Origin of the sequence: Sediminibacillus albus, assembly GCF_900101125.1 — a bacterium.
Classification (GTDB): domain Bacteria; phylum Bacillota; class Bacilli; order Bacillales; family Amphibacillaceae; genus Sediminibacillus; species Sediminibacillus albus.
In genome coordinates this window covers 842,297-866,773 of record NZ_FNFL01000001.1, presented here as the reverse complement: position 1 = coordinate 866,773, position 24,477 = coordinate 842,297, and the positions used below count along the sequence as shown (strand labels likewise).

Sequence of the window (24,477 nt, the reverse complement as noted above, 5' to 3'; positions counted from 1 at the left end):
AAATATTCCATTTGTGCGTTGGTTTGAACCGAATTTGATTTAAAGATTCATTATGTTATCCTGTACATTGTGTGTAAAAAGCTGTGGGATAGAGTTTGCCATTCAAAACTAACCAAAAAGGAGAGACAATCAACGTGGAAATTACGAATAATCCTGCATTACTGTGGTTTGTGGGAGCTTATGGGGTCATCATGATTGCCATGGGTATCTATTTTTCGAGAAAAATATCTAATAGTGAAGACTTTATATTAGCTGGTAAAGGACTAGGCACTATCGTATTGACAGGTACTTTGCTTGCTACATGGACCGGGAGCGGGAGTATCTCTGGCGGTGAAACTTCCATGGCCTTTAGTTATGGAATCGTCCCGGCATTGTTGATGATGATACCTACACTGGTCGGTATCGGGATATTGTATTTGATTGCACCGAAGATCCGCCAGTTTGGCAAATATACTGTTTCTGGAATCCTTGAAGAAAAATACGGATCTACTGCTAGAATGATTGCCAGTATTATTATTATATTAGCCTTCGTCGGAATTGTTTCTTACCAAATGACAGGACTTGGATTTATCTTGAACCTGACAACAGGCATGTCTGTCGAAGTCGGAACAATCATCGGGGCTGTTTTAATTATCTTCCTGGCAACGATTGGCGGTTTACGCTCCGTAGCACCGACAGATGCGTTGAGTGCTTTTCTGGCAATAGCTGCTTTATTTATTACGCTGCCGACTATTTTTGTGATTGCCGGCGGATGGGATGAGATTACCGCTAATGTTCCGGCTGACCATCTGACAGCGACAGGGACTTTAAGCAATGTGCAGCTGCTGGGATTTTTACTGCCCTCATTATTTCTTTTGTTAGGCGATCAAAATATGTATCAGAGGCTCGCTTCCTCAACTGGTGATAAATCCTCTAAAAAAGCCCAAATTGGCTGGCTGATAGGGATGCTGCTTATTTCTCCAGCTATCTCATTTATCTCATTTGCCTCTCGTTCCATGTTCCCTGATATTGATCCGGGAATGGCATTAATGGCGACAACTGTAGTTATGCCAACCATTGTCGGCGGTATTCTTTTGGCAGCAGCGACAGCATTCATCGTGACGACAGGGAATTCCTATTTGCTGTCAGCCGCTACCAATGTCACCTATGATATTGTCGGTAAATTTATGAAAAAGGATGCATCAGACAAGCAGTTATTAAAAATGACTAAGTTATTTATTATCGTATTAGGTGTACTTGCCTATTTACTTATTGCTTACTTCCCAACGGTTTTGGAAGTACAAATGTATGCATATACGGTATATGGCGCCGGCTTGACGCCAGCCATTCTGGCCGTGTTCTTCTGGAAGAGGGTTAACGCTACCGGTGGTGTTGCTTCTATGATTGCTGGTGTGGTAACCACATTAATTTGGGAAATCCCTCTGGCAAAGCCATATGATTTAAATAGTGTCATTATTGCGCTACCTGTAGCTGTGATTGTATTAATTGCCGTTACACTGATGACTTCTGGAAAACCAGAAAAAGCTTAAAAGCAAACGGAGTGTGGTTCGATTTGATGGAGCCACACTCTTTTTTTGTCGGTATAAGTAATTTATCTCAGCTCATACTAGTTTCAGTTGTACAGAAGGACAGGAATTGTCATCATACAGATTATTTGCCTTCTTTTTACAAGCGTGAAATAATTTTGGTGTACTAGAAAATCATTGAAAAGGAGAGTTGCATGGATATGAAAGTACTAGTAGCGGGTGCGAACGGACATACAGGACGTCTCATTCTTCAATATTTAGTGGAGCGCGGCCATGATGCTTATGGAATGGTACGGCAGGAACAACAGGCTCCTGAATTAAAGAACTTAGGGGCTAAGATAGTTGTTGGCGACCTGGAGAAAGACGTAACCGATCAGGTTGATGGAATGGATGCTGTCATTTTCGCGGCTGGATCTGGATCTAAAACTGGTCCGGAAAAGACAAAAGATGTCGATCGGAATGGTGCCATTCATTTAATAGATACAGCCAAGAAACTGGGAGTCAACCGCTTTATCATGTTGAGTTCCATATTCGCGGATCAGCCGGATGTAGCGGATGGAACGTTTGGATATTACTTGCAAATGAAGGGAGAAGCAGACGAATATCTGCGAAACAGCGGCCTTGTTTATACAATCGTTAGACCAGGCGGCCTGACACACGAGGCACCAGCTGGAAAAGTGAATGCCGCTGAAGATGTGGAACGCGGAACGATTAGCCGTGATGATGTGGCTAATGTAATCGTTACTTCCCTTGAAGAACAAAATACCTACAATAAATCCTTCGACTTGATCGAGGGCCAAGTGGAAATACCGACTGCTTTGAAAAATATATAATGTAACCTTCAAAAAAAGCGTTCCTCTGACTAAAAGAGGGGCGTTTTTTCCTGCGGTGTCGATTATTTGTTTTCCATATATGCCCATCACTTATGGTAATCTTAGATTACCTAAATAATGGAGGGGTTTCATTGAAAGAAAACGTTCAGTTTAGATTGGCGACAGAACAAGACTTGGATAAGATTGTGGCAATGCTTGCCGATGATGTATTGGGCAAAAAACGGGAACGTTACGAAGAACCACTGCCAGACAGCTACTTGAAAGCATTTCAAGCGATATCTTCCGACCCAAACAATGAGTTAATTGTTGCCTGCCGGGGCAAAGAAATTATTGGGGTTCAGCAAATTACTTTTACACCGTATATCACCCACCAGGGAGGATGGAGAGCGAGTGAGAACTGCTTCTTCTGTAAGAGGGGAAGGGATTGGTTCCAAGTTGATCGGTTGGGCGATTCACCGGGCAAAGGACCGAGGCTGTCACCTGATTCAACTGACATCCGATAAAAAGCGCGAGGATGCTTTGCGTTTTTATGAACAATTAGGGTTTATAGCAACACATGAAGGATTTAAAATGAACTTATAATCAATACACAATAAGTGTATGCGAGAAATGGCAGCCCGCCTGGCGGGTAATTAAGAGGGGACCCTGAGTGGGTTCTTTTTTTATGTTGCAAGCCTACGGACCTAAACGAAAAGTAAAAGTAAATAAATTCTGGCAGTATATATAATTGGTTTTACTTATGAAATAAAGGACGACTTCAGTCATTTGAACAGCAAATTAACCGTTGGATGATTGTTCAATTAAAAAATGTCAACAGTACTAGTGACAAATTCTTATTTAGAAACAATTGAATTAAACCTGTAACCGCTTTACGCTTAGTGTAAGGAATTTATTCTTAAATACTTTTTTAATAGCTGAAAGGAGAAATTTATATGGCCGATAAAGGCTTTCGTGCGAAAGTACAACGGTTTGGCAGCTACTTGAGTGGTATGGTAATGCCGAACATTGCTGCTTTTATTGCTTGGGGTATCATAACTGCCTTATTTATTCCAGATGGTTGGATTCCTAATGAGGATTTAGCTCAATTAGTGGGTCCAATGATCAACTACTTGCTACCGTTATTGATTGGTTTTACTGGTGGACGTCTTGTTTATGATTTGCGAGGCGGAGTAGTTGGTGCAACAGCAACCATGGGGATGATCGTTGGAGCGGAGATTCCAATGTTCCTTGGTGCAATGATTATGGGACCGCTAGGTGGTTACTTAATCAAAAAGATTGATCAGGTGTTCCAGGACAAAATTAAGTCAGGATTTGAAATGCTCTACAACAACTTCTCTGCTGGTATCCTCGGTGCGGTTGTCGCTGGGTTGGCAGTGAAATTTGTCGGACCTGTCGTCCAAGGCCTACAAGACGCGTTGGCTGCTGGAGTTGAAGTGATTGTCAATGCTGGTCTGCTTCCGTTGACGAGTATTATCATTGAACCAGCTAAAATCTTGTTCTTGAACAATGCTATCAACCACGGGATTTTGAGCCCGCTTGGTGTTGAACAAGCAGCAAATGCCGGAAAATCCATTTTGTTCTTGTTGGAAACAAATCCAGGGCCAGGATTAGGAATTCTGTTAGCATTTGCAGTTTTCGGAACAGGAACGTCAAAAAGCTCTGCATCAGGTGCAGCGCTAATCCACTTTGTTGGTGGTATTCATGAAATTTATTTCCCGTATGTATTAATGAAGCCGACACTAATTCTTGCTGCTATCGGCGGGGGAGCAAGTGGTGTACTAACCTTCTCCATTTTCAATGCAGGACTTAGTGCAACGCCATCGCCTGGAAGTATCATCGCGTTACTGGCACTTGCACCAAATGGTAATCATATACCCGTGATTTTAGGTGTAGTAGTAGCTACGGTAGTTTCGTTCCTGATTGCTTCTCTGATATTGAAGTCAAGCAAGTCAGGCGAAGGTGAAGATTTAAATGCAGCGGCAGGTAAAATGGAAGAAATGAAAGGGAAGAAGAGTTCTGTAGCTGGTCAACTCAACAAGCAGGAAGGCCAGGCAATTGACGAGGCACAGCCACAGGATACAGGAGAACAGGACAATACAGCCCTTCCTGAGGAAGAACCAGAAAATATTAATAAAGTAGTGTTTGCATGTGATGCCGGGATGGGCTCCAGCGCCATGGGTGCTTCCTTGCTGAAAGATAAATTCAAGAAAGCAGGTATCGATGTATTCGTTACGAATACTGCTATCAACCAGCTTCCGGATGATGCCGATATCGTTATTACTCATAAAGATTTGACAGATCGCGCGAAGCAGAAGCTTCCTGGCGCACATCATATTTCAGTGGATAACTTCCTGAACAGCCCTAAATATACAGAACTAGTAGAACGATTAAAAAAATAATAAGCATATATACGGCCCTTCGATACGCGTGTTTCGGAGGGCTTTTCTTTGTACATTTTAAGCAGGATATCTATACTTATTAAATAATGGCAACAATCCTAGTGACGAAAATAAAAGAAGTTTTGTTTGTATAACAAGAAAAAAAAGACTTACACTATACCAAGGAAATATTTTATTTATATTTTGTCACCATCATGCTTTGCCTAAGCTTAGGGGGTGGTTTTACTGTATATTTCTGGGCGGGAAAGAAAAATATTGGAGCTTTTATTGTCGGCTCAGGACATGCTTACCATTAAAAAATTAGCAGACCATCTGGAAGTAAGTGCCCGGACAGTTCACAGGGATCTAAAAAGCGTGGAAGCGATTATTGCCGAGTATGATTTGACGATGGACAAAAAGTCTGGGGTTGGCCTCCAAATCATTGGCACTGCAGAGAATAAAAGCCGTTTGGAATTGGTTTTGTTCAATGTAAAACATACGGATTATACGCCAGAGGAACGGCAAACCATCATTTTATCCACCCTGCTGGAGACTAATGAGCCGATCAAGCTTTTTGCTCTGGCGGATGAATTGCAGGTAACAGTCGCAACTGTCAGCCATGATTTAGATAAGATAGAAGAAAACATTTCCGGATTCCATCTCTCGCTGATAAGAAAAAGAGGGTATGGGGTAAAAGTCGATGGAAGAGAAGCCGATAAACGGGCAGCCCTAAGCTACTTGATTACTCAGCATCTCGATGAATTCGATTTCATTTCCATGCTGCGGGAAAACATCCAGAAAAAGTCTAAACAGCAGGCTGATACCATCTCTGCCCGTTTATTAGGCCTGGTCGACCGTGACCGGCTAATGATGATTGAAAAAAGGGTGGAACGGCTGCGGGAGGAGCTTCCTTATGAACTGGCAGACAGTGCCTATATCGGATTGGTTGTCCACCTTGCCTTGGCAATTGAAAGATTGCAAAAGGGAGACAACATCCAATTTGATGCTGATAATCTTGAGCAGTTGAAAGGAACGCGGGAATATAATATTGCCTTGAAGATGATCCGTGATTTAGGAACGGCCATGGCTATCGAGATTCCGGATGATGAAATCGGCTATATTACCATGCACTTAATGGGAGCAAAACTGCGGGTTGACCATGAGTATTTGATTGAAGATACAAGTTTGGATATAGCTGTTAAAGCAAAAGAACTAATTCGTTTCATCGGTGTAAAACTGGATATCGACATGACAGATAATTCCCGGCTGTTAAATGATCTTGTCGCCCATTTAAAACCGACCATCTATCGGCTTAAGCAGGAGATGAGCATTAAAAATCCGATGATTGAGGAAATCAGGCATGATTATCAGCAATTGTTCCGGCTGCTTGAAGAAGGAGTTGACACCATCTTCCCGGAAGTTCACTTTCCAGAAGAGGAAATCGGCTATCTTGTCCTTCACTTTGCAGCTGTCTTATTGGATTCGGAAGAAGAACTGCGATTAAACGCGCTGGTGATCTGTTCCAGTGGAATTGGAACTGCTAAAATGCTGGCAACAAGATTGAAACAGCAAATTCCGGAAATAAACCAAGTTAATAACAAATCATTGTTCGAACTGGAAAAGCTGAATCTGCATGCATATGATTTAGTCGTTTCGACGATTCCGCTAAAGGGAATTAACCGTGAATATATACTGGCTTCACCAATCCTGACGCAGTCAGACGTCCACAAAATTGAAAAATTCGTTCGCCGCCGGAAAATCAGTCAAAAAACAGACCGGAGGCAGAAGCAGGAGAAGGATCCTGAGAATCAAGACAACGCGGACGTTGTCCCGCGTTTGCAGGCAATGCAGGAATATTCCAAAGCGATTTTGGCTCTGCTCGATGGATTTCATGTCCGACAGCTTGCTGGAGAGCGGACATTACCAAAGGTACTCACGCAAATTTGCAGCAAGCTGGCAAAGGAGCAGGTACTGGAGAATGAACAACGGGTTAGCAGGAAACTGCTAGAACGGGAAAGGCTGGGAGGACTGGGGATTCCCAATACTTCATTGGCCCTTTACCATACCCGCAGCAATGATATCTTGAAGCCATGTTTTGCGATTTATCCACTTTCACACCCATTGACTGTGCAAGGAATGGATGGGGAAGACATGGACATCAAGCATATTTTGCTGATGCTGGCGCCTGATGATACAAGTCAGGAAGTATTGGAAATACTAAGCTATTTAAGCGGATTGGTAATCAAGGATAAAAAAAGCATACAGTTGTTCCAGTCGGGAAATGAAGCAAAAATCCGGCAATTTATAGCGGGACAGTTAAATCAATTAATTAACGAAAAAATATAGGGATAATCAGCAGCAGCCTGCTGCTTAATGATTTTTAAAGGAGTGGTTGAACATGGCAAAAGAAATACTGACAAAAGATAATGTAGATTTAAATGCATCGGTGAATGGAAAAGAGGAAGCAATCCGTTATACTGGAAATATTCTTGTGAAAAATGGTTACGTCGAGGAAGCGTATGTAGATAAAATGCTGGAAAGAGAAGAGGTCACCTCCACATTCATTGGGAATAATGTTGCTATCCCCCACGGAACAGAAGATGCGAAAAAAGCAGTGAAAGAAACAGGCTTATCGGTAGTAACTGTACCGGAAGGCATCGATTTCGGCGGTGGTAATGTAGCAAAAGTGTTAATCGGGATTGCTGGCAAAGGTGATGAGCATTTGGAAATATTATCAAAAATTGCGCTTGTTTGCTCAGAGGAGGAAAATATCCAGAAAATCCTTGATGCACAATCTGCGGATGACATCCTTAACATGTTCGAAGAGGTGAACTAATATGTTGGCCGTACACTTCGGGGCAGGGAACATCGGCCGTGGTTTTATCGGTGCACTGCTATATCAGGCCGGCTATCATACCACTTTTGTCGATGTAAATGACCAAGTCATTCAAGCATTAAATGAAAAACAGCAATACAAGGTGGTATTAGCTGCCGAAGAAAGTGAAGAGGTTACTATTAAAGACGTTTCCGGGATAAATAGTATGGAAAACCCGGACGCTGTTATCGAAGCAATTGTCCATGCTGATGTGGTAACTACAGCCGTTGGCCCAAATGTGTTGAAGATTATTTCTGAGCTTGTCGCAAAAGGCCTCCGGGAAAGAGTGAAAACAAACAAGCAGCCGCTTAATTTAATCGCCTGTGAAAACATGGTCGGCGGAAGTACACTGTTGAAAGAGAAAGTGTTCGAGCAGTTACAGGAAGATGAAAAAGCCCAGTTTGATCAGTTGTTTGGTTTTCCGGATGCAGCTGTGGATCGGATCGTGCCCAACCAGACAAATGAAGATCCATTAGAGGTATCTGTTGAACCTTATTATGAATGGGTTGTCGACGAATCGATGATTAAAGGAACGAAGCCTGAGATTGATGGAATTACCTACGTCAGGGAGCTGACTCCGTATATCGAACGCAAACTTTTCACTGTAAACACTGGGCATGCGGTGCCAGCTTACCTGGGCCGGTTTATAGGCTATTCGACTATCAAAGAAGCCATGGACAATAAAGATGTCCAGGAAATTGTCAAAGGGGCTTTATACGAGTCTGGAGAAGCGTTGATTCAAACTTACGACTTCAATCGTGAAGAACATCAACAATATATTGATAAGATTATTAAGCGATTTTTGAACCCATATATTTCGGACGAGGTGACCAGAGTTGGAAGAGGACCGATACGGAAATTAGGTCCAAAGGATCGTCTGGTTCGTCCAGCCAGCCTATACCAGCAGTTGACTGGTAAAGAACCGGAGTATCTGGCAAAAACAATTGCTGCAGCCTTGAACTATCAAAATGACCACGATGAAGAAGCGGTGAAAATGCAGGCGCTGATCAAAGAGAAAGGCTATCAAAAAGCACTCCAACAAGTTGCCGAACTGCAGGATGGCGACCCTCTGCTTACAGTAGTAATGCAGCAGCTCGACGAAATTAAACATTTAAATCAGATTTGATAATAGTGAAACACTAAAGGCCCTTTTGCAAATGTATGCAAAGGGCCTTTTCCATTTTACAGAAATACTATATGGAAACGCCAAATAAATAAATGGCAATCGCTAGCAGCAGGCTTCCGGCTGTAGGAATTAAGTTTCGATTATTCGTCACTAGATTCATTGCACCCAAATAAAAGAAAAAGATGGCGATGTATGTATATGGAGAAATAGCTTGATAAAGGGAGGCGAGAAAAACGATTACTAACGCAACGAATGTATGGACCCCCACTAAGTTTTTTCTGTTTATATATTTTCCCACGTTCACACCGTCCTTTTGAATTCTATTCTATTAATTATACGCTATCTGCTGACTTAGTGAAAAGAACAAGGCTTATAAAAAGAAGACGAAAAGGAAAGTATCCCGATGCTTTCCTTATTCGTCACTCTATAGATATAGAAAGGAGACAATTATTGGAGAAAGCCAGTTATTTACTTACTGCTTATGCGCATTACTCACAGTGGAAGCAACGCGATCTTTTAAACGCTTAAGGTTCGATTGCTTATTAGCGGCAGCAGCGTTTAATAGATTTTTCTTTGACTTGATTGCCGCACCAAGTCCTTGCAGCTTTTCTCTATGAGCATCTACGTTTGGGAGCATCTATCGTTTTCCCTCCTTTCTTGCTATATCGTATGGGAGAGAATTTATTTTGATAGTATGTTTCCACTAGAGTAACAAACCATTTTTAAAAAAGGCACAAAGGAAAGCAGGAGAAAGGAATTACTCCTCGTTATCTTTGTCGTCTCCGCCGAGCATGTCGGACATCATTTTGGTCATCGATTTAAACTTCTCCTCATCGCTTAGCATTTCTTTCATTGTTTCCATCGCATCCTTTGAAAGCTCAGGGTCATTTAGCACTTTATCCATTAGTTTGTTCGTATCGCCATTGGACGTTAAGCTTTTTAACAGCTCACCAAAGTCTTTATTAGACATGTTTTTTACCACTCCATTCATTAAATTTTTCGGGAAACGAGTGCGCACGAAATTGACTAGCTGTTGAAGACCGCCTCTGACTTGCGGCGTGTTCAAAGTATTGATGATCCCCTGTAATTTATCTATTGAATCTGTATTTAATTGCTTTGCCCTCCATTCAGTACGCAGCCGGTCAAGAATCGGAGAGGAGTTCATCAAAACAGCTTCATGATGCCTTGTTTGGTTGTTTAGCATTTGTTCTTGTTCCCGGGGATCTGTAATCTGCCTGAACCCGGCAGGAGTTTTTTCATAGTAAAGTGTACCTTTTGCCAATTAATCTCACCATCCTTTTATACTTTTTCTATACATAACTACGTTCCAAATATGTTTTTGTCCGTGTGAATGACTACCAAAACAGCCTTTTTTGGAAAATAGATACCAGCCTCTTTCAGGAGGCGGTTCAATCGACTATTTTTGCGAAAATCCGCAGGTAGCTATCGAATTCGTCTATACCAATCCTCCCAATATTCATAGTGTGGTAATGTGAGGCCTCAATATTAATATTCTTAATAGAATAGAGGTGAATCCGAATGGCTATCGTTGCTGCTATCCTATTGTTGTTCTTCTGGTTTGTAGTATTTACACCAATTATTCTATTAATTGCTGTCTTAGCTGCTCTTGGGATATAAAAAATCCCTCTGCATAATGAAGTTTGAATAAGGTGCGGTTCAGGGACCAGCAAAATTTGCGCTAACTAACAAAAGACAGCAATGGTGGAACAGGCCGCCATTGCTGTTTTATTATTTACATATTGGGAGGAAGCAGAGCAATAAATGGAGAAGGAAGATCAACCTGGTGGGGAGAAGGAGTGAAAGTCCGGTCAAGAGGATCAACTCTCAGCTTCAGTATCATCGCGTATAAAAAAAGCAATGGCGCATGTGCGCCATTGCTCGTAAATGATTATTCTTTCATCCATTGAGGCTTGCCAAACCCTTGGAATTCTTCGTCGATAATTTCTTCGAATTCGTCTGATTCAATGACTTCTTTAATATCTTTAACATATTGCTTGTCAATGTCTTCCGTGTTCACTACTACACGGTTACGATAATCATCGGGCATATCTTCCAACGCCAGGGCATCCAGAAGGTCCATATCTGCTGCTAATGCATAGTTGCCGGGAACGGCTGCTACATCCTCACTTTCAACAGAACGGGGAAGCTGGCCGGCTTCGATTTCCTGGAAGTTCAGATTTTTGGGATTTTCCGTTATATCATTGACAGAAGCACGTAACGGATCCACTTCATCGCTGATTGTGATCAATCCTTCGTCCTGTAGCATGGTTAATGTTCTGGCCAGGTTGGTAGGGTCATTGGCAATTACGATTGTGCTGCCATCCTCAATGTCTTCAATGCTGTCAAATGAATTGGAATAAAGGCCCATTGGTGCAGTCGGCACGATAATAACTTCCGATAAATCCATGTTGTTTTCTTCTGCGAAAGATTCCATGTAAATCTTATGCTGGAACAAGTTTGCGTCTAAGTCGCCATTAGCCAGTGAATTGTTCGGTTGGATATAATCGGTAAATTCTTTGTTTTCAACTTTGTATCCTTTTTCCTCCAACAGCGGTGCGATTGCTTTTGTAACCATATCACTGTAAGGGCCTGTAGTAGCACCAAAAGTAATTTCCTTCTTGTCGCCATCACTCCCCGAATCTGCGCCTTCTCCATCATCTGAGCCGCAGGCTGCTAACACAGAAATCAATAAAATCGCTAATAATGATAATAATTTCTTCATCTTTTTTCCTCCTAATTCTTGTTGTTTATATAAATTCTCAGCGCTTGTTGACCGCTTTTGCGATAAAATCGCCGAGGTATTGCACAAATTGAACTAACACGATCAAAACAATAACGGTGGTAAACATGACGGTATCGTCATAGCGGTAATACCCATAGCGGATGGCTAGGTCACCGATCCCACCGCCGCCTACAGTGCCGGCCATTGCTGAATAGCCGATTAAACTAATCGCTGTAATTGTCAGCCCGCTGATTAACCCAGGCTTGGCTTCCGGGAAAATGATGTCTTTAATGATCATCCATGGGGAGGCACCAACAGCGACAGCTGCTTCAATGACCCCTTTATCAATTTCCCTTGCCGCCGATTCGACAATGCGGGCGTAAAACGGAATAGCAGCTACCGATAAGGAGACAGATGCAGCCAGGGGACCGATGGTGGTGCTTGTCAATAGCTTGGTAAATGGGATCAGGAATACGAGCAAGATAATAAATGGAATCGAGCGAATCAAATTGACAATAACCCCGACCACCAGTTTGATTGGCCGGCTTTCCAGGAACAGCCCTTTATCAGTGACATAAAGGAGAATTCCCATCGGCAAACCAATCAATATCGCTACTAACAAACTAATTCCGACCATGAGCATCGTTTCAAAAAAAGCTGTATTTAATTCCGGCAGTATTTCGATGATTCTATCTAGCATGCTGAATCACCTCCAACTGGTTGACTCGGCCCTCTAAGTAAGCAATTGCTTTATCTACCTCTGACTGCTCTCCGGTCATTTCCATAATGAAAATTCCTAATGGGATGTCTCCGATATATTCTACTTTCCCATGCAGTATGTTACCCCTTACTGGAAAAGCTTGCAGCATATCTGACACAATAGCGTCACCGGCAATATCCCCTCGAAATTGAAGCCTCATTAACGTTCCTGTACAGTTTTGCAGAAGCTTTTCCGGCAGTTCGAAATTAAGCACGGTTTGGATAAAGGCTTTTGTCAGCGACTCGGTTGGATTGGCAAAGATTTCATAGGTTGGTCCTTCCTCGATGACTCTGCCATCCTGCATCACTGCACAGCGGTGGCAGATCTCCTTGACGACTTCCATCTCATGGGTAATGATGACAATGGTGATGCCGAATTCCTGGTTGATTTTTTTCAAAAGCTTCAAAATCGATTTAGTAGTTCCTGGATCGAGAGCGGAGGTTGCCTCATCGCAGAGCAGCACTTTTGGATTGTTCGCCAGAGCCCTGGCAATGCTGACCCGCTGTTTTTGTCCTCCGCTAAGTTGTGCCGGATAGTCATCGATTTTATCCTGCAGACCTACCAATTCCAATAATTCCAGCACCCGGTCTTTCCTTTTTGCTTTTGGTACACCTGCCGCTTTTAAAGCAAAGGTAACATTTTCAAATACGGTCTTCGATGATACTAAGTAAAAGCCCTGAAAAATCATGCCCATTGACTGTCTCGCTTCCCGCAGTTCCTTTTTGGCAAGGGATAGCAGTTCGACTCCATCAATGAAGACCTTGCCGGTTGTCGGTCGTTCCAAAATGTTCATACAGCGTAACAGTGTGCTTTTTCCAGCTCCGCTATAGCCGACGATTCCGTATATTTCCCCTTTATCTACTGATAAGGAAACATCATCGACCCCTGGCACAAGGCCTGATTTTGTTTTAAAAACCTTGCTTACATTTTCTATTTTGATCAATGGATTCCCCCCTAACAACGTACAACATAAAAAACCTCTTTCATTCAGAAAGAGGGAAGAATTTCTATTCAATCCTTATCTTTCAGAATGAATCACCATTCTGCAGGAGGTAGCACCACTCCGCTAGGAAGGTTGCTGTGACGTCAACAGGCCTGGTCCCTCAGTCACTCTGGATAAGATTTTTAATTTATGTAGTTTATAAGATAGAATCTATCATAATCGGCTTAGGAGTGTTTGTCAATGTAATTTAATTGAAAAAGTCTAAATATTTTATTAATGGAAGCAGACAGCGGATTCATTGGTAAGCAGGGAGCTGTCATGGTAAGATTTAGTGATAAGAATGCTAGAGGGAGGGGAAAAAATGGACGGCAGAAAGCGAAGCGACATCGAGGCAGGGGCAACTGTGGACATTGTCTTAAAAAAAGACCAACGTACAGGAAAGCTTACCCGCGGGGTAGTTAAAGATATACTAACCAACTCCAGTAATCACCCGCACGGCATTAAAGTACGGTTGCAGGATGGACAAGTTGGAAGAGTAAAAGAGATTATAGGCGACTAAATCGGCATGTTAAAGGTTATGGCCATGTACCGCACGAACATAGCTGGTCAGCGGGAGCTCTTGGCTATTTACTAATAAAAAGGCTCTGTTAAAGTTTAATGTTGATATTAGTTATAAAAATGGAACTTCCATAAATTTGGAGGTTTCATTTTTATAATATTGCTTGTTAAACTAACGCCCCAAATAGTTGAAGAAGAATAGTAAATTTAGCCTTCAACTAAAGCGTGGTAATCAATTAACTCTCCGTCCATTTCAACTAAAATTACAAATGGTGCATCACCACTTTTATATTCTTCATTTGTTGAAAATACTTCTGTTCCTTTTGGTAGCTTACTCGCATAAAGGTTTCTAAACCACAAAGTATTCGTCGTTTTTTTCTTAATTTCTCCTATTTTTTCACCTTTGGAATAACCATCTTTTGGTTTTCTATCAGGATTAGTATTTCTTGAATAAATTAAATCATCTAACTTTATTATATCGGCATTACTATTACCATCTAGGATTTCTTTTGCTGTTGGATTACCCGTAGAAGCAGAATTACAACCTGTTATTAACAAAACAAGGATTAACATCACAATGTATTTGAGATACCTAATAATAATTCCCCTCACTTATTAAATATTACTGCCCGTAGTTGAACAAGAAATAATGTTAGATCGTGAATCTAGAAAACCTAAGTGTATTATATGTTTCCATATTTTGAAGTAAATTCCCTTTAATCATCCATTCAACATCATAGTAACAGTATTCCCATGATGTTGAATGGATTCTAACACTTGAAACCAAGCTAGGTAATTGTTCAGATATTTAGTTGCAACTCCATTAATACGTTGTATCCATCCTTTAAGCCTTCTGTGATAATTGTTAACGTTCTGAATATGGTATAGTCCCTTTGTACGAGCCTTGCCATCAGACTTGAATTGATATATACCCATTGAATGAATTTAAGAATATCCGTTGCTCTCACGTTTATCACCAACTTGTTTATAATTAAGCTTATTATAGAACCTTAGTTCCCGTGAAGCGAATATCCACAACAAACATTAACAGAGCCAATAAAAAAAGACTTTAACGCAGCAGCAAATGCGCTAAAGTCTTTTATTTATTTGAGGAGGCCCAAGGTACGGAGACCTTTATATATCCCAGAGTCTTCAACTGTTGTCGTTTTATGCTTGGCATACTGGAACAGGTCGGGATGAGCATTACCCATCGCAAATCCTTCTCCGACTGACTGCATTAATTGTTTATCGTTCATGCCGTCGCCGAAAGCAATGGCACTTTCTTTCGGAAAATCGAGCAGCTGCAAAATTTTCGTGACAGCTTCCCCTTTGTTGACGCTGTCTCTAATTACATCATAGCAATGCTCCAAGCCGTGGACATTTACCTGGGAAAAATCGAGATCATCCTCAATCTTATACAAAGCCGGCTCAGTTTTCGTTAATTTCATTAGCGTGATGCCCAAAATTTGGTCCATCACTTCCGGGCCGAACAGCTCGTTCTTTTTCAGTGCAAACACGTCGATAAATTGTTGAACTTCTTCAACTTCCATAGAAGTGTAAAAGTTTTTATCACTTGTGTATAATACCATTTCATGCCCGTGCTTGTTAGCTGTCTCAACAAAGCTTTTAACCGTATCTGCTTTTAATGGTTCATTGACAATCACTTCGTCTTTGTAAATGGCAAATGCGCCATTGTAACCAATAAACGAATGAATATCCAAAGCTTCTGCAATATCCGCTATTTCATGAAGCGGACGACCGGTGGCTAGAAACACTTCTATCCCTTTTTGTTTCACTTCCCGGACGGCTTGTTTGGTAGATTCCTGAATCGTATGGTCGGGACAGAGAACAGTACCATCAATATCCAAAAATAAAATGTTGTAGTCGTTCATAGTTTTCTCCTTCTATATATATATTGGTTAATCATCATAGCTTGAATATTATCATACCTTGGCATTCTCTTGAAAAAATTTCCCTTGGAAACACGCAAGAATAGCGTCAAGAGTAAAAGGAACAAACATTTCGCTTTTCTTTTTCTAACTGTTTCCGTTATCCTAAATAAATACAATCACATGACAGAAGAGGGAGCAGCAGATGAAGCAGATATACAGTGACATTATTCAATTTCGCGGCAGTCATTATGATTTCGGCTTTAGGCAGGGACAAATGTTAGAGGGTTCCTTGACGATCAAAAACAGGGAGAAGCAGTGGAAGGTGCGGAAGCCGCGATTTAGTGTAGATGAGGAAGAAGCAAGACAGGCAATTACCAAATTCGCTCCCGGTGTCTGGCAGGAATTGCTGGGCTTACGTGATGCGCTGGAATGGCCGATGGAACGGGTATTGATGGAGTTTGGCGGCTACCGTGTCGAATACGAAAAATCTGGATGTTCCATTGTGACAGGCGACAATTATTTCGTTCGTAATTACGATTATCATCCGAAAACATACGAAGGAAGGTACGTATTCTTTCAGCCGACGGACGGCGGTTATGCCATTATCGGCCCGTCACAGCGAATCACAGGCCGTCCCGACGGCATCAATGAAAAGGGACTGGTGCTTGGCTATAATTTCATGCATCGCAAAAAGCCTGGGGATGGCTTCATTTGTGCAATGATCGGTCGTTTGGTGCTGGAGTCCTGTGGTGACGTAAGTGAGGCTGTAGCAATGTTGAAGGAGATTCCTCATCGCCATTCATTCAGTTATATTGTCTACGATGCCAGTGCCGAAACCTATATTGTCGAAGCCTCACCGCGAGGCACAGAGGTACGGCAATCCAACGTTTGTACCAATCATTTTGAAGTGATGAAGCGGGAGAACCGTAATTACTTAGTAGATTCTCAACGCAGACATGAGGTGATTGAGGGAAGAAGGCATACATTCAGCGATGGCTATGATGCTTTTCGGCTGATGAATGATTCCGATAAAGGGGTCTTTTCTGATCAGTACCGCAACTGGGCGGGAACTATTCATACCTCAGCATATTTTCCGAAAGCGATGAAAGCCTGGTTTGCTCTAGGCGGAAACCAGGAGCCGACAAAAGTTGATGTTGCCGAATGGCTGGCCGGAACAGACTATCAAGAGGAGCGAATCTTTGGCGAAGTGAATACAGATATTCCATTTGTCCACATGGAGGAAGGCGCCAGCTGGATGAACAAAAAGCAATAATAGCAAGAGAGTTTAGCGTGAAAAAAGATCCTGGGATTTCGAGGCCACTGAAAAAATCCTTTTTAATCTAAAGGGGCTGTCAACGTTTGTTGTTGATTTCACGAATCGCTTGTCGGTGGATGCTTGCCGCGGGCGTCGCCACCGATCGCCCATCGCGGAATCAACAGAGGCCATAGATTGAAGCTAAAAATAGCGAATGGAAGCATAGACACGGATATCAGATCGCCTCATCTTCGGGTCTCGAAGGTATGTGCATTTCAAAGGGCGATAGCGATTTTCACGGCAAATGTGAAACGAATCGTTAAACGAATGAAGGAATAGAGGGCACAAACCTCTTGAAGTTAGACGAAAAGCGGTCTGTATGGAATTTAACTCCCACACAGACCGCTTTTATAAATTCTACCTATCATAGAGCTTCCGTTTTTCAGTTCCCTCGGATTTCCAGACTCTTTTTATTTATTATGCGAATAGTTGTTTTCAACAACTTCTTTTGGTTCGTCAAAAAATTCCATGTGCTTCTTTTCTTGTTTATAGTAATCAAGCCTGTCTTGCAAAGTGCCGGTATGAAATTCAAATTTATGTCCGTCCGGATCTGTGAAGTAAATGGATTTTTTATCCCGTTCGTCTCTAGGCCGGCTTGACAGGATATTTACCTTCAACTTCTGCAGTTTATGATACATATGGTCGTATTCACTTTCTTCTATAGTAAAGGCAATATGGGTATAAGATTGCGATATTTCATTTCGGGGGATTCCCTCTTCCACATTTAGAGCAAGCCACATGCCATTCAACTCAAAATAAGCAGTGTTTCTTCCTTTTACCAGTAATTTTGCATCGAATACTTGTTGGTAAAAATTGATCGATTCATCCAGATTGGACACAGAGAATAAAAAATGATTGAACCCCTTTATTGTCATCTGATTCCGTCCTCCCCTACACTGATAATTTGAACTGGGTGTTATGCACTAAGTTTCCTTTCCTTTGTTCATCACCCGTCCCATGACATCCTGCAGTTCATCAGGTTTGTGGAATTCTATTGGTGAGAAGCCTTGCTCAAAGGTGACTGAGTCTGCTTCAATGACCAGCACATAGCGTCCGTTTACTTTTGCCATATGAACGGTATCGCCAAAGTCGGCAAGCATGGATTTCACTGATATATGATCAAGCTTCACCTTTAGCTCCAGGTCTGGTGTATGTTCCACAATTTGCGCAGCTGCCTCGACGACTTGTTCTGTGGAAAAGTGTTCCTGTAAATCCCGTTTCGGAGTCACTGCCCATTCTTCCATTGCTTGTTCAAATTGTTCTTTTTCTTCACTTTCTTCTGTATAAGTCTCCTGGATATGTTCCTGGACCATCCCAATGGTTTGTGTTTTAACGATTTCAGGCATCGATTTTTCATATTCGACAAACTTGAGAAAGTCTTCAAAATACCGAGCGTGCGAAGCTTGGTGGACCTTTACCTCAGCACTGTCCATCATACCTTCCTCAGGCATGAACGGATACTGAATTGATTTCATATTTTTGGTAGTAATGGCCATTTCGACATTATGTATTAACGTGGACTCATCGGTAATACTGGCAACCTTCGGCTCGAAATCGCATTTCATAATAAATAAGAACGGCTCATCAAAAAACTTTGTCAGCTTGGCCGAAGCCACTAATAGAGCACCACCACGAACGGCGCTAGTATCGATATACATCTGCGCAATCTGAGTAGCAGCAGTTTGGAAATCTTCTGAAGAACCGGCAAAACGTACTTTTTGAAACAAATTGTAATTCGGATTAGAATCAAGCTCATGCCCGGGCTCGACGGCAAAGCGCCCAATTTTGGTCGGAGACCCTTCTGATTTTGCATGCCGCTCGACTTTCCTTTTGGTTATTTTCACTAATTCTCCGTCGAGAAACGTTTTCAGCGGGCTATCTAAATAAGTAGCACTGTCTAATGTTTGAAAGTGTTTGGATCGTTTATCATCACCTTCTACTTGAATGAGGTAAAAGGATAAATAGTTAATATCGAATTCCATCTTTATCACCTGTCCATTTCTTTGCATTTAATCAGTATAGATAAGCTTTCAGCTTTCGTCAATAACGGTTCGTTTCAATAAAACTGTTGAACAATTGTAATATATTTCAGGTTTTTTCCATTCTTTTGCCACATTCACCTGTGATAATGAAGCAATAGGCTTTCCTAAAGGATGGTTTGTGTTTATATGAATAATCAAGCGGAGATAGGTTTATTAACAGAGAGAATCAGCAACAAAAGAAAAGAATTGTATTTGCTGGCAGACGCGAAAGGATTGGCGAGCAGAGAAGTTCTGCAATGCAGTAAAGAATTAGACAAGCTGATTTTCCTTCTTCAGCGGATTAAATATCAACTCAAAGAAAAGCAAGAGTAACGCTATTAAAAATTGGTAAACAATACTATTGCTTTATTAGCATCCATGAGTTATTATATCAATACAAGCTGCGTTGCTCGTAATGATAATAAGTTTTAACCTTTAAGCTGTAATAGGGAGTTTTAAATTGAATGTGAAATGTCATGCCTCCACGATAGAGGAAGACAGGAAGGATTCTGCGAACACCCACTTTGAGGAGTGGTGGTTTAAAACTTTATTACGAAAGGTTACGGCAAATGTGGCTCTAAAAATGATAATTGACAAGCCAGTCCTGATAGGGGCTGGCTTTTTTGTGTGCTCAAGATAAAAGCAGCACCGTTTCTCAAATAATACGTAAGATAAGAATAGAAAAAAATCGTAAATTAATTAAATGGGACGTTATTTAAAATGTTAATCAACAATTTCCACACCCAGCAAAGCAGCAAATTGAATTGCCTGGTTAGTAGAAACTTTGCAGCCTTTTAAATCAGATAAAGATAGAGTAAGTGATTCGAAGTAAGAAGTACTAATGTCTGTTCCTTTCAGTGATGTCTTTTCAAAGCTTGCCCCATTAATGTTGCACGATTGGAAATCAACTCTTTTAAAGCGAGAATCATAAAAATCGGTGCTCTCTAATTGGGAATATTGGAATTTAACTTTTTCCAGTTTGGCATTTCCGAATGAGGCTAAGTTCAGTAAGGAATTATCAAACTCAATATTTCCAAGCTTCGATTCTGTAAAATCAACACCTATTAATTTGCAGTTTGTGAATACCGCTCTGTGTATGGAGGACATTCTCATTTTAACATTCGAGAAATCGCAGTTTTCAAAAGATACATCTGTTATATCAATATTTGAAAAGTCGGTATTGTTAAACTTACAATTTCTTATCGTCATTTTATATAAGCGGCATCTAGTTAACTCCCCATTATCAAAGATAGAATCATTGATTTTACAAAGTTCTAATTCGGGGTCTGCTTCATAAAAAATGTCATGGAAATTTCTTGATGGTAAATCATTTGGCAAATTGGGCGATTCTATTTTCATAAAACTACCTCACTTATCAATAAAATTAGAGTTAAAAAAATCCTCTTACTTACAATAAAGAATAAATAACTTTAAAAACAGACTTTTATTTTGAAGGAATTTGTGTGCAAATTATTTAGCAGGTTATTTAGTATGCATATTGAATAGTATGGTAAAGGTACTTTCAGATAAGGAATTGGGGGGGAGAACATTGAGTAAAATTCTTTTACACATAGAAGGGTTCGCTGTTTTAGCGTTAAGTCTTTATTTGTACGGATACAGTCAATTTAGTTGGTTATTGTTTTTTATCTTGTTATTAGCACCAGACATTTCAATGCTTGGTTATTTACTTAATAATAAGGCTGGGGCTGTGCTTTATAATTTATTTCATACCTACGGTTTATCTATTGGTCTTGTTTTCTGTGGCCTAATTGTATCAAACCCGCATATCTTAGCACTTGGTTTAATATGGTCAGCCCACATTGGAATGGATAGAATGATCGGATATGGATTGAAGTATCCAACAGGTTTTAAGGATAATCATTTGAATCGTGTTTAACCCACTACAATTTTAAAGAAGTTAGGTGTTTATAATAAAAGATAAAATCAGCTGTTATAAACTTTATTATGAAGGAGGTGAGATTCATCTCGCATGTTCAAAGTATTTTATTAGATCAGTTTTTAGCAAATGCTAATGACCCAAGCTGGTACCTCCCATTTACAGAAGCAGTTGAAAATTTAGCAGAGGAAGAAGCATTTTGGAAGCCTGCTGAAGATAGTCATAGTATCGCTGAAATTGTACAGCATTTAATTTACTGGAATGAAACATGGCAAATAAGATATCAAAAATCTGATTTTAATGCTGTTCGGTCTATTGATAACGTTAAAAGTTTTATCATTCCGGAAAACAAAATGTTTAATGAACTAAAAGAACAGCTTTTAAAGGTACTGTTACAATGGCAAAGCCTGCTAACCAAGAAGCAGCTCGAAAGTGATGTGAATGGATTCCCTGTACCAGCGGTTTGGCATGAATTACTCGGAAATGCTATTACGCATAACGCCTACCATATTGGTCAAATTGTTTATATACGGAAGTTGCAGAAAAACTGGCGTAATGGGTAATAAGTGCAGAGGTATTCATGGTTCAAACGTATTTTTTTCATAGCAAGTGATATTAGATGGTCAATAGCACATGCTATGAAAAAATAATAGTAATCTATTTGGAGAGAAGAGGTAGGTTTATGTTATTATCTACAGTTATTTTAGGGTGGATTGGTATACTTCTATTTGCTATTATGGCCGTAACCTTCATCAAGCTGTTTCAACATAATGAGTTAGGTTTTTTACATATATTAATGGCTTTGATGTACGCCATGTGGTTACCGCTTCCTGCAGTATTAAACCAACAAATAAATAAGGATGTCTTGCAGGCAGGAATGATTTTCGGAGTTACTTATCTAATTATGATGATAGTCACAATGACCTTCCAGGCGGGTCACATCGTTTACATAACGAGGAACGGGAAGAATAGTGTGGAAGAACATAACAATCACATGATGGAAACATTGTCTAATCCATTTGAATTACTAGCGAATATCTTTAAAAGTTTGTGGGCGTTATTTTTAACAATCGCTTTTTGGCAGAGTAATAATTTTTTAATGGCAGGACTAATGCTTTTATTTAGTTTAATCGGTTTTTATTTCCTAATAGATAGAAGTTTGGTGAAAAGAATAAAGTTCTTGGAAAAATTCAAGCCCAATCCATATTTATTTAATGTTGAGACGTTATGTTTCTTTCTGATATTAATGGTTTATACATCAGGCCAATTATAAGCTCTGCTGACTTACGACGGAGGAGTGAAAGTAGTTAGGGGGAAACAATGGAAATTTTGGCTTTTTTAATCTTTTTGTTAGTATATATTGGTTTACCTTTGACAATAATATTCCTTTTGAAATGGATATATGAAATCAAAAACAACAGTGAATTGCAAGTTGAGCAAAACTATAAAATTATTGATTTATTAGAACGGATAAGTAAAACAAAAGAGTAAATTGCTGACTCAAGGAGAACAAACCTATGCCGGAGCATAAAAATAATACATTTCGTGAGATGAATAGAAAAGAAAAAATAGCAGCTATTTTGGGAATCTCATTTCTCATTTTACTGGTAACGGGATTTGTATTAGGGCTTTACTTCTTTGGACTGGCCGGGATATTTGGACTGCTTGGCGTCCAGTATGAATCTATCTGGTCATTGATTGTATTTGTTGTCAGTTTCTTTATCCTTGGAGTAGTAGTCGAATTGTTCTCTAATGCTATTTACAGGCTGTCCGTCCGAAATATTACAGGAAAACGAAAGGTGTTTCTTATCCGAATCTGTATTGATGGTACAACGAACTGGCTAGTTCTGTTTACAGTGGATGAGTTTATGAAAAGTATTACGCTTCCCTTGAAAGCAGAGATTATTATTGCAGTGCTGTTTGCCGTACTGGAAATTGTATTCGATGATGATAAGGAATAAAAAGCAAGGGTTTTAAAGGTTGTTTATCTAAAACATAACGGATTTGGATGATTTTATGTTGGTTCTTTTTTTATGTATTTTATTATCTTTTTTGTCATTGCTAGATTGGTTAGCCTTTCTGGAAAGATAAAATGGATGCCTACAATAAAAAACACAATGATAAAAGATGCAAAGCTTGCAGCAATTCTATCCTTATATATTGTTGGTTGCTTTTTGTTCGCGGATATAATTAGCATAATCAAGAAGTAAATTGAAGAAGAAATAAAACGAACGTGGATGGGACATAAAATATACTGGCAAAAATCGATGATAACAGCAAATGAAGATTTTAAAGGCCATCTTCCGGGGAAGGGCTCGGTGAGACCCCTAAGAGCGCAAGATCGAGGAGGCTCACCAGCCGCCCGTGGAAAGCGTAGTGTATTCCGCAGCGACGCAAGGCAGTAAGAACAGCCCTATCATCGCCCGCAGAAAATGGTTCCTTTATTTAAGCGGTGCCCACGGAAGGCAAAGTATGCTGCCTGCGCTCGTTTAAGCACCCAAGCTTGTTCAAAGGAAGAAGTAGAGTTGTCACTGTGTCCGCAGGTTATATTAAATAGTAGAAATGAAAATCGAACGAGTTCGAATCTCTTTCGAATCATCGTTCGATTTTTTGCTTTGGTCCACTATTCTTAAGTCCTAATCTCGTTTTTTCGTAGCTAAAACTCGTTTATTAGCAAACCAGTTAAGAAGAAGTAAACATGCCGCCATTGATGTGCACAAATTGACCGGTCATGTAGGCTCCTTCATCAGAAGCAAGCAAAATATAGCTTCCGACATGGTCCGCAGGCTGTCCAGGCCGGCCTAACGGGGTGTTAGCTCCGAATTCGCTGATTTGGTCTTCCGGAATAGTAGCCGGGATCAGCGGTGTCCAGATCGGTCCTGGAGCAACACCATTTACACGGATGCCATCTGCGGCAAGCTCCTTGGCCATCGAACGGGTGAAGGCTACGATTGCCCCTTTGGTGGATGTGTAATCAACCAGCTGTTTGTTGCCTACATAAGCATTGATCGAAGCTGTATTGATGATCGAGCTGCCTGTTTTCAAGTGGGGAATAGCCGCCTGGGTCAAATAGAACATGGAGAAGAAGTTAACGTCAAATGTTCTTCTCAGTTGTTCGGGACTGATTTCCCTGATATTTTGTTTTACTTCCTGGCGGGCAGCATTGTTAACGAGAATATCTAGCTTGCCGTGTTGATTGACCACATCTTCTACAAGTTCTTCACAGAATTTTTCATCGCCGATATCACCAGGGTGCAGGGTACACTTGACTCCTTCCTGTTCGATGCGCTGTTTGGTGTTTTTGGCATCTTCATGCTCATCTAAGTAAGCAATAGCTACATGGGCGCCTTCTTTCGCGTAGCCAATAGCAACTGCCTTTCCAATCCCGCTGTCGCCGCCTGTTATCAATGCGACACGGTCTTTTAATTTTCCGCTGCCGACATGGCTCTCCACTTCAAAAATCGGTTTTGGATCCATTTCCGTTTCTAAGCCTGGCTGACGGGATTGCTGCTGGGTAGGTATCCCATCTGATAATGGCTGTTGTTTGCTTAGTTCGTCCATCTTATTAGCCTCCTTCTATTTTAATCTAGGGTTCTTATTCGATATACCC

At 40.8% G+C, this 24,477-nt stretch carries 26 protein-coding genes, 1 other RNA gene, 2 pseudogenes and 1 riboswitch; of the genes and pseudogenes, 16 read left to right on the top strand and 13 right to left on the bottom strand.

Going from position 1 to position 24,477, the window contains the following annotated elements:
* Positions 1-134 precede the first annotated feature (134 nt).
* The 7 genes and pseudogenes from BLR93_RS04425 to BLR93_RS04395 all read left to right on the top strand — a co-directional run bounded on the left by BLR93_RS04425 (position 135) and on the right by BLR93_RS04395 (position 8,738).
* The gene (locus tag BLR93_RS04425) at positions 135-1,529 is read left to right on the top strand and encodes a sodium:solute symporter family protein (RefSeq protein ID WP_093211579.1); all 1,395 of its coding nucleotides are present in this window, start codon (positions 135-137) and stop codon (positions 1,527-1,529) included.
* Positions 1,530-1,726: 197 nt separating this feature from the next.
* The gene (locus tag BLR93_RS04420) at positions 1,727-2,359 is read left to right on the top strand and encodes an SDR family oxidoreductase (protein WP_093212356.1); all 633 of its coding nucleotides are present in this window, start codon (positions 1,727-1,729) and stop codon (positions 2,357-2,359) included.
* Positions 2,360-2,451: 92 nt separating this feature from the next.
* Positions 2,452-2,941, top strand: a pseudogene (locus BLR93_RS04415) (N-acetyltransferase family protein).
* Between the two features lie 350 nt (positions 2,942-3,291).
* On the top strand, positions 3,292-4,758 hold the full coding sequence (locus BLR93_RS04410; RefSeq protein WP_093211577.1) for a PTS mannitol transporter subunit IIBC: 1,467 nt from the start codon (positions 3,292-3,294) through the stop codon (positions 4,756-4,758).
* Positions 4,759-4,974: 216 nt separating this feature from the next.
* Entirely contained in the window at positions 4,975-7,083 is a 2,109-nt protein-coding gene (locus BLR93_RS04405) for a BglG family transcription antiterminator (RefSeq protein ID WP_281241674.1), read from the top strand.
* A 52-nt stretch (positions 7,084-7,135) separates the two neighbouring features.
* The gene (locus BLR93_RS04400; RefSeq protein WP_093211575.1) at positions 7,136-7,573 is read left to right on the top strand and encodes a PTS mannitol transporter subunit IIA; all 438 of its coding nucleotides are present in this window, start codon (positions 7,136-7,138) and stop codon (positions 7,571-7,573) included.
* 1 nt (position 7,574) lies between these two features.
* Positions 7,575-8,738, top strand: a complete 1,164-nt coding sequence (locus tag BLR93_RS04395) for a mannitol-1-phosphate 5-dehydrogenase (RefSeq protein WP_093211573.1) — start codon at positions 7,575-7,577, stop codon at positions 8,736-8,738.
* Positions 8,739-8,805: 67 nt separating this feature from the next.
* Here BLR93_RS04395 and BLR93_RS04390 read toward each other — a convergent pair whose 3' ends face one another.
* The 6 genes from BLR93_RS04390 to BLR93_RS04370 all read right to left on the bottom strand — a co-directional run bounded on the left by BLR93_RS04390 (position 8,806) and on the right by BLR93_RS04370 (position 13,184).
* Positions 8,806-9,036, bottom strand: coding sequence for a hypothetical protein (locus tag BLR93_RS04390; RefSeq protein WP_093211571.1), 231 nt, complete (start codon positions 9,034-9,036; stop codon positions 8,806-8,808).
* A gap of 174 nt (positions 9,037-9,210) precedes the next feature.
* On the bottom strand, positions 9,211-9,375 hold the full coding sequence (locus tag BLR93_RS17910; RefSeq protein ID WP_175559240.1) for a hypothetical protein: 165 nt from the start codon (positions 9,373-9,375) through the stop codon (positions 9,211-9,213).
* Positions 9,376-9,495: 120 nt separating this feature from the next.
* A complete protein-coding gene (locus BLR93_RS04385) occupies positions 9,496-10,020 on the bottom strand; it encodes a hypothetical protein (protein ID WP_093211569.1) in 525 nt (174 codons plus the stop codon).
* Between the two features lie 627 nt (positions 10,021-10,647).
* Positions 10,648-11,481, bottom strand: coding sequence for a MetQ/NlpA family ABC transporter substrate-binding protein (locus BLR93_RS04380; RefSeq protein WP_093211567.1), 834 nt, complete (start codon positions 11,479-11,481; stop codon positions 10,648-10,650).
* A gap of 37 nt (positions 11,482-11,518) precedes the next feature.
* Positions 11,519-12,181, bottom strand: a complete 663-nt coding sequence (locus BLR93_RS04375; protein ID WP_093211565.1) for a methionine ABC transporter permease — start codon at positions 12,179-12,181, stop codon at positions 11,519-11,521.
* Complete coding sequence (locus tag BLR93_RS04370) at positions 12,171-13,184, bottom strand: methionine ABC transporter ATP-binding protein (RefSeq protein WP_093211563.1); 1,014 nt, start codon at positions 13,182-13,184, stop codon at positions 12,171-12,173. Before BLR93_RS04370 ends, BLR93_RS04375 begins: the two co-directional genes overlap by 11 nt.
* A gap of 72 nt (positions 13,185-13,256) precedes the next feature.
* Positions 13,257-13,364: riboswitch (SAM riboswitch) on the bottom strand.
* A 181-nt stretch (positions 13,365-13,545) separates the two neighbouring features.
* On the opposite strand from BLR93_RS04370, the gene BLR93_RS04365 reads away from it, so the two are divergent.
* A complete protein-coding gene (locus BLR93_RS04365; protein ID WP_093211561.1) occupies positions 13,546-13,743 on the top strand; it encodes a YwbE family protein in 198 nt (65 codons plus the stop codon).
* A 206-nt stretch (positions 13,744-13,949) separates the two neighbouring features.
* Here the strand turns inward: BLR93_RS04365 and BLR93_RS04360 are convergent, their stop codons facing one another.
* The 3 genes and pseudogenes from BLR93_RS04360 to BLR93_RS04350 form a co-directional block, all read right to left on the bottom strand.
* Positions 13,950-14,318 carry a hypothetical protein gene (locus tag BLR93_RS04360; RefSeq protein WP_139184386.1) on the bottom strand — a complete coding sequence of 123 codons (369 nt, stop codon included), beginning with the start codon at positions 14,316-14,318 and terminating at the stop codon, positions 13,950-13,952.
* A 76-nt stretch (positions 14,319-14,394) separates the two neighbouring features.
* Positions 14,395-14,678, bottom strand: a pseudogene (locus BLR93_RS04355) (IS1595 family transposase); the annotation flags it as partial.
* Positions 14,679-14,845: 167 nt separating this feature from the next.
* Complete coding sequence (locus tag BLR93_RS04350) at positions 14,846-15,634, bottom strand: HAD family hydrolase (protein ID WP_093211557.1); 789 nt, start codon at positions 15,632-15,634, stop codon at positions 14,846-14,848.
* Positions 15,635-15,836: 202 nt separating this feature from the next.
* Between BLR93_RS04350 and BLR93_RS04345 the strand changes: the two genes are divergently transcribed.
* Positions 15,837-16,907: a C45 family autoproteolytic acyltransferase/hydrolase gene (locus BLR93_RS04345; protein WP_093211555.1), complete on the top strand. Its 1,071-nt coding sequence runs from the start codon at positions 15,837-15,839 to the stop codon at positions 16,905-16,907.
* A gap of 452 nt (positions 16,908-17,359) precedes the next feature.
* Here the strand turns inward: BLR93_RS04345 and fosM are convergent, their stop codons facing one another.
* Complete coding sequence (gene fosM / locus BLR93_RS04340) at positions 17,360-17,824, bottom strand: FosM family fosfomycin resistance protein (protein WP_093211553.1); 465 nt, start codon at positions 17,822-17,824, stop codon at positions 17,360-17,362.
* 48 nt (positions 17,825-17,872) lie between these two features.
* Positions 17,873-18,931, bottom strand: coding sequence for a DUF3900 domain-containing protein (locus BLR93_RS04335; protein WP_093211551.1), 1,059 nt, complete (start codon positions 18,929-18,931; stop codon positions 17,873-17,875).
* Positions 18,932-19,117: 186 nt separating this feature from the next.
* Here BLR93_RS04335 and BLR93_RS04330 point away from each other — a divergent pair, with 186 nt between their 5' ends.
* Both BLR93_RS04330 and ssrS read left to right on the top strand, forming a co-directional pair.
* On the top strand, positions 19,118-19,303 hold the full coding sequence (locus BLR93_RS04330) for an aspartyl-phosphate phosphatase Spo0E family protein (RefSeq protein WP_175559239.1): 186 nt from the start codon (positions 19,118-19,120) through the stop codon (positions 19,301-19,303).
* 62 nt (positions 19,304-19,365) lie between these two features.
* A non-coding RNA gene (gene ssrS, locus BLR93_RS04325) (6S RNA) lies at positions 19,366-19,552 on the top strand.
* A gap of 141 nt (positions 19,553-19,693) precedes the next feature.
* Here ssrS and BLR93_RS04320 read toward each other — a convergent pair.
* Complete coding sequence (locus BLR93_RS04320; RefSeq protein WP_093211547.1) at positions 19,694-20,329, bottom strand: pentapeptide repeat-containing protein; 636 nt, start codon at positions 20,327-20,329, stop codon at positions 19,694-19,696.
* Between the two features lie 190 nt (positions 20,330-20,519).
* On the opposite strand from BLR93_RS04320, the gene BLR93_RS04315 reads away from it, so the two are divergent.
* The 5 genes from BLR93_RS04315 to BLR93_RS04300 all read left to right on the top strand — a co-directional run bounded on the left by BLR93_RS04315 (position 20,520) and on the right by BLR93_RS04300 (position 22,828).
* Positions 20,520-20,867 carry a DUF4260 domain-containing protein gene (locus BLR93_RS04315; RefSeq protein ID WP_093211545.1) on the top strand — a complete coding sequence of 116 codons (348 nt, stop codon included), beginning with the start codon at positions 20,520-20,522 and terminating at the stop codon, positions 20,865-20,867.
* 68 nt (positions 20,868-20,935) lie between these two features.
* Positions 20,936-21,430 (top strand): DinB family protein, encoded by a 495-nt coding sequence (locus BLR93_RS04310; RefSeq protein WP_425440919.1) that lies wholly within the window; start codon positions 20,936-20,938, stop codon positions 21,428-21,430.
* Between the two features lie 119 nt (positions 21,431-21,549).
* Positions 21,550-22,140 (top strand): hypothetical protein, encoded by a 591-nt coding sequence (locus tag BLR93_RS04305; RefSeq protein ID WP_093211543.1) that lies wholly within the window; start codon positions 21,550-21,552, stop codon positions 22,138-22,140.
* A 47-nt stretch (positions 22,141-22,187) separates the two neighbouring features.
* Positions 22,188-22,358, top strand: coding sequence for a hypothetical protein (locus BLR93_RS17905; protein ID WP_175559238.1), 171 nt, complete (start codon positions 22,188-22,190; stop codon positions 22,356-22,358).
* Between the two features lie 26 nt (positions 22,359-22,384).
* The gene (locus BLR93_RS04300) at positions 22,385-22,828 is read left to right on the top strand and encodes a regulatory YrvL family protein (RefSeq protein WP_093211541.1); all 444 of its coding nucleotides are present in this window, start codon (positions 22,385-22,387) and stop codon (positions 22,826-22,828) included.
* A gap of 721 nt (positions 22,829-23,549) precedes the next feature.
* Here the strand turns inward: BLR93_RS04300 and BLR93_RS04295 are convergent.
* Positions 23,550-24,428, bottom strand: a complete 879-nt coding sequence (locus BLR93_RS04295; RefSeq protein ID WP_093211539.1) for an SDR family oxidoreductase — start codon at positions 24,426-24,428, stop codon at positions 23,550-23,552.
* Between the last annotated feature and the right edge of the window lie 49 nt (positions 24,429-24,477).

What these genes read in the sequence shown, in the direction of transcription:
- BLR93_RS04335 (WP_093211551.1), bottom strand. Translation starts at nt 18,931, where the DNA reads ATGGAATTCGATATTAACTATTTATCCTTTTACCTCATTCAAGTAGAA.
- BLR93_RS04300 (WP_093211541.1), top strand. Translation starts at nt 22,385, where the DNA reads ATGCCGGAGCATAAAAATAATACATTTCGTGAGATGAATAGAAAAGAA.
- BLR93_RS04330 (WP_175559239.1), top strand. Translation starts at nt 19,118, where the DNA reads ATGAATAATCAAGCGGAGATAGGTTTATTAACAGAGAGAATCAGCAAC.
- BLR93_RS04380 (WP_093211567.1), bottom strand. Translation starts at nt 11,481, where the DNA reads ATGAAGAAATTATTATCATTATTAGCGATTTTATTGATTTCTGTGTTA.
- BLR93_RS04420 (WP_093212356.1), top strand. Translation starts at nt 1,727, where the DNA reads ATGAAAGTACTAGTAGCGGGTGCGAACGGACATACAGGACGTCTCATT.
- BLR93_RS04365 (WP_093211561.1), top strand. Translation starts at nt 13,546, where the DNA reads ATGGACGGCAGAAAGCGAAGCGACATCGAGGCAGGGGCAACTGTGGAC.
- BLR93_RS04345 (WP_093211555.1), top strand. Translation starts at nt 15,837, where the DNA reads ATGAAGCAGATATACAGTGACATTATTCAATTTCGCGGCAGTCATTAT.
- BLR93_RS04310 (WP_425440919.1), top strand. Translation starts at nt 20,936, where the DNA reads ATGAAGGAGGTGAGATTCATCTCGCATGTTCAAAGTATTTTATTAGAT.
- BLR93_RS17910 (WP_175559240.1), bottom strand. Translation starts at nt 9,375, where the DNA reads ATGCTCCCAAACGTAGATGCTCATAGAGAAAAGCTGCAAGGACTTGGT.
- BLR93_RS04295 (WP_093211539.1), bottom strand. Translation starts at nt 24,428, where the DNA reads ATGGACGAACTAAGCAAACAACAGCCATTATCAGATGGGATACCTACC.
- BLR93_RS17905 (WP_175559238.1), top strand. Translation starts at nt 22,188, where the DNA reads ATGGAAATTTTGGCTTTTTTAATCTTTTTGTTAGTATATATTGGTTTA.
- BLR93_RS04395 (WP_093211573.1), top strand. Translation starts at nt 7,575, where the DNA reads ATGTTGGCCGTACACTTCGGGGCAGGGAACATCGGCCGTGGTTTTATC.
- BLR93_RS04400 (WP_093211575.1), top strand. Translation starts at nt 7,136, where the DNA reads ATGGCAAAAGAAATACTGACAAAAGATAATGTAGATTTAAATGCATCG.
- BLR93_RS04375 (WP_093211565.1), bottom strand. Translation starts at nt 12,181, where the DNA reads ATGCTAGATAGAATCATCGAAATACTGCCGGAATTAAATACAGCTTTT.
- BLR93_RS04320 (WP_093211547.1), bottom strand. Translation starts at nt 20,329, where the DNA reads ATGAAAATAGAATCGCCCAATTTGCCAAATGATTTACCATCAAGAAAT.
- BLR93_RS04410 (WP_093211577.1), top strand. Translation starts at nt 3,292, where the DNA reads ATGGCCGATAAAGGCTTTCGTGCGAAAGTACAACGGTTTGGCAGCTAC.
- fosM (WP_093211553.1), bottom strand. Translation starts at nt 17,824, where the DNA reads ATGACAATAAAGGGGTTCAATCATTTTTTATTCTCTGTGTCCAATCTG.
- BLR93_RS04350 (WP_093211557.1), bottom strand. Translation starts at nt 15,634, where the DNA reads ATGAACGACTACAACATTTTATTTTTGGATATTGATGGTACTGTTCTC.
- BLR93_RS04305 (WP_093211543.1), top strand. Translation starts at nt 21,550, where the DNA reads ATGTTATTATCTACAGTTATTTTAGGGTGGATTGGTATACTTCTATTT.